The sequence below is a fragment of the Rickettsia sp. genome, from assembly GCF_965035265.1.
Genome location: NZ_CBCDJS010000108.1, coordinates 1 through 4,014, shown reverse-complemented (window position 1 = coordinate 4,014; position 4,014 = coordinate 1). Strand labels below are relative to the sequence as shown.

Here is a 4,014-nt window from a genome sequence, read left to right as displayed (position 1 = left end):
AAATTAAAAGCTCGATTTATCTCGCTTTATGCTGGATTCCTGCTTTCGCAGGAATGACATCGGCAGGACCAAAACTTAAATCACCTCTTCTATTAAATCACTTAACAATACATGCCCTTCTTTTCTTCTTTTTAATAAATTTTGTGAGGCATCCTCTAATACCTTTGGATTACTTATCAAATCAAGTATTTTATCGGCTAATTTTTCGGCAGAAATGCTATTCTGCTCTAAACACCATCCTCCTTTTTTATCTTCCAATAATTTTGCATTATAATATTGATGATTATCCGCAGCACTTGGTAGCGGGATAAAAATTGCAGGTAACCCTATATATGTCAGCTCTTCTATCGTAGACGCCCCTGCTCTTGAAATTACTAAGTCAGCCTTCTTATACTGCGATACCATATCATCAAAGAACTCAGCAAGCTCATAAGCAATATTTAATTCTGAATATATTTTTCTTATTTTTTCTTGATCATCAAATGCTGCTTGCTGAACCACATACAATTTTAATTCCGGCTGCTTCTGCATCAAAATTTTAATACTATCCGGTATTAACTCTGAAAATAATTTAGCTCCCTGACTCCCTCCAAAGATAAATATAGTAAAAAGCTTGTCATTCCGCGGCTTCTCTTGGGTTATTGTCATCCCGCGACTTGATCGCGGGATCCAGTCTTGTTTAATGTTTTTATGGATACCGCGGTCAAGCCGCGGTATGACATGCCCCACAGAATCCAATTCCCTAATATTCCTTCTAACTATCCCACCGGTAATTACTATTTTACTTTTTGCAAATTCCGGTAAATTCTTTACGTTTTCATAAGAAATAGCTATATTTTTAGCAAAGCTTGCAAAAAATTTATTAACTTTTCCAAGGTAAGAATTCTGTTCATGAATTATAATCGGTACTCTTAAAAAAATTGCCGCAAACATTGAAGATATAACAGGATAACCGCCAAATCCCACAATGACGGAAGGCTTTATATTATATAATAATCTAATAGCTTTCAAAACTGCAATTGATAATCTTGGTAAAAATAAAAAAATATTACTTGATCGTTTTAAATCTAAGATATGAAAAATTACTTTTATATCCTGATTTATATATTTTTGGCACCTTAAATCAGTAATAAAATGAACTTCATACCCACGTTTTATTAATTCCTCTCCAAGAGCGACTGCCGGAAAAAAATGCCCACCAGTGCCACCTGCTACCAAAATTATTTTTTTCATATTTCAATATTATGTATTTTATAAGAATTTAAAGGTGTTCGGTGTCTTGTAAAGCCAAGAAGCATACCGGTAGCGATAGCAATTGCAAGCGTTGAAGAACCACCGTAACTAATAAACGGCAATGTCATACCTTTAGTAGGAAGTAAATGTAAAGTCACTCCCATATTAATTATTGCCTGAAGCCCTAATTGTGCAACTATACCGCTAGCAGCGAATTGTACAAACTTATCTGTTTCGTTTAATAATTTAATAAGACTTCTTAATACTATAAAAGCAAATATACCTATAACAATTAGGCAAATAATAGCTCCAAACTCCTCACCTGCTACAGCAAAAATAAAATCCGTATGTGAATCGGGTAATACCTGCTTTACTGCTCCCTCCCCTGGACCGCGTCCATATAAACCGCCATGCTCAAAAGCCTTAAGAGACTTACTCACTTGATAATTCTCGCTACTATCGGGATCTAAAAATGAATTAATTCTTTGCGTTACGTGAGGTAACCAAAAATAAGCAATAGTTACTCCTATCATTCCTAAAAAACCGGCTAGAACAATCCAAAATATCGGCATACCAGCAATAAACAGCTGAATACCGAAAACTGCCGTAATCATTACAAGCATTCCAAAATCCGGCTGAATAATTAAGAGAATAGCAACAATAGAATAAAGTATTACACAAATTGTAAAACTTGGAAAATCATCATTAAATTTTAGCGATAATATCCAGCCCGTAACAACTGCAAAAAACGGTTTGATAAATTCCGAAGGCTGAATAGATAGACCTAGAATATTAATCCATCGCACTGCCCCTTTTACTTCATAGCCAAAAAATTTAACTGCTATTAATAAAACTACACTGGCAATAAACCCAACTATTGCAAAACGCCTTAACCATTTCTTATTAAGGCATGAAAATAATAATATAAGCCCTGAAGCGGCGGCTAAATAAAATATTTGTCTAGATGCAAAATAATTTTCTTCAAGTCCTATTCTACTTGCAACCGCCGAACCTGAGGTGGTAACCAGCATTAGACTGAAAGCAAATAAAATTATCAAAGAAATTATTATTTGGCGGTCGGTGCTACGCCACCATAATTTAATAAAACTATTAGATATTTCGTTATTCATGGCTATATGTCATTCCCTCGAAAGTGGGAATCTACTTTGTCATACCGCGACTTGATCGCGGTATCTAATTCATTATTTTTAGGCCCCGTAATCAAGTCGCGGGGTGATAGTATATTATACAATTTAATAAATAACTCACCACGTTCTTCAAAATTTTTAAACTGATCATATGAGCTACAACTAGGTGCTAGCAAAATATTTTTTACCTTTGCATTATCGCTGCAAGCATCTTTGTATGCGAGTTCAAAAGCTTGCTCAAGATCATCACATATTACAAAATCTACTATACCAAGAGCAGTATCTGCAAATATTTTTTTAGCTTGTCCATAAAAATAAGCTTTCTTAATTTTACCAAAATAAGGTTTTACTTCTTCAATACCTCCCTCTTTCGGTATTCCTCCTGCAAGCCAGTAAATATTATCAAGTGCTTTAATTGACTGCATAGCAGATATTGCATTTGTTGCTTTGCTGTCATTGTAAAAATTTATATTATTTATACTACCGATATATTGCATTCTATGAGGTAAACTTTGAAAACTACTTAAAGACTCAAGTATTTTTGTAGATTCTACTCCCATTATCTTAGCTACTGCATAACTTGCTGCAATGTTTTCACAATTATGAATACCTTGAAGATTTTTATTAAACAGCAATTTAAAGCTACTATCATCAAAAAAATTATCATTAATTTTATTATCAACTATTGATACACCGCTTTCAAGGATTTTAGTAACCGAGAATGGAATTAGTTTTATACGTTGTTCTTGCTGCAATTTTATAAAGACTTCATGACAATAATTATTATCAATATTAATTACTGCATAACAACTATTATCCATTCGAGCGAAAATCTTAGATTTTGCTACAATATAGCCATTCATGTCTTGATGTCTATCTAAATGGTCAGGAGTTATATTAAGAAGTACTGCTATTTTAGCTGTAAAGGTTTTTACTAAATCTAGCTGAAAAGAAGATAATTCAAGCACATATCCGTCTTTACTATTCTTGGCTTTTAAAGCCGGAACCCCTATATTACCTGCAACTGGATAGTCTAAACCATTACTATTTAAAATATGGCTTATTAAAGCAGCAGTAGTACTTTTACCGTTTGTACCGGTTACGGCGATAAAGTTTAAATTTTTTGATTTTTCAAATAATAAATCTATATCAGAAGTAATTGATATATTGAAATGATGAGCAATTCTTACTACTTCATGCGTAAGCGGAACTCCGGGACTTAAGACAATTTTATCTAAATTTTGCCATCTTGAATCGGATAAAGCAGCAATAAGGCTTTTTCCGAATAATTCTTCAAATATATCTCTATTTGCTTTTAAATCATCATAAACAATTACATCATATTTATCTTGTAGCTCCTCGTAAACCGACATACCGGTTTTACCAAGCCCAAAAATACCTATTTTTTGTTTTGTATGAGAATTCATGAATAACTTATATGTCATTCCCGCGAAAGCGGGAATCTAGAGAAAGAGAGACAATTTTAAATATACTAGTTTTAAAAACTAGCAACATTTGTGTTTGTTGATTACTGGATTCCTGCTTTCGCAGGAATGACATATATACATGCTGCAACAAAGCCATAACAAACTTACTTAGTTTATCTCTTGCATTAATGCTTGCTCACCTTCAT

General features: G+C 33.3%; 3 protein-coding genes and 1 pseudogene. All 4 read right to left on the bottom strand.

Features of this window, described 5'->3' with window-relative positions:
* Positions 1-75 precede the first annotated feature (75 nt).
* A complete protein-coding gene (murG, locus tag AC1Z7D_RS06310; protein WP_482602947.1) occupies positions 76-1,233 on the bottom strand; it encodes an undecaprenyldiphospho-muramoylpentapeptide beta-N-acetylglucosaminyltransferase in 1,158 nt (385 codons plus the stop codon).
* Positions 1,230-2,363: a putative lipid II flippase FtsW gene (gene ftsW / locus AC1Z7D_RS06305; RefSeq protein WP_482602945.1), complete on the bottom strand. Its 1,134-nt coding sequence runs from the start codon at positions 2,361-2,363 to the stop codon at positions 1,230-1,232. Before ftsW ends, murG begins: the two co-directional genes overlap by 4 nt.
* 77 nt (positions 2,364-2,440) lie before the next feature.
* Positions 2,441-3,808 (bottom strand): annotated as a pseudogene (gene murD / locus AC1Z7D_RS06300) (UDP-N-acetylmuramoyl-L-alanine--D-glutamate ligase); the annotation flags it as partial.
* A gap of 7 nt (positions 3,809-3,815) precedes the next feature.
* On the bottom strand, positions 3,816-3,965 hold the full coding sequence (locus AC1Z7D_RS06295) for a hypothetical protein (RefSeq protein WP_482602943.1): 150 nt from the start codon (positions 3,963-3,965) through the stop codon (positions 3,816-3,818).
* Positions 3,966-4,014: the final 49 nt, after the last annotated feature.

Bases quoted from the DNA above. Each gene is read 5' to 3' on its own strand.
- murG (WP_482602947.1), bottom strand. From the start codon at position 1,233: ATGAAAAAAATAATTTTGGTAGCAGGTGGCACTGGTGGGCATTTTTTT.
- ftsW (WP_482602945.1), bottom strand. From the start codon at position 2,363: ATGAATAACGAAATATCTAATAGTTTTATTAAATTATGGTGGCGTAGC.
- AC1Z7D_RS06295 (WP_482602943.1), bottom strand. From the start codon at position 3,965: ATGGCTTTGTTGCAGCATGTATATATGTCATTCCTGCGAAAGCAGGAA.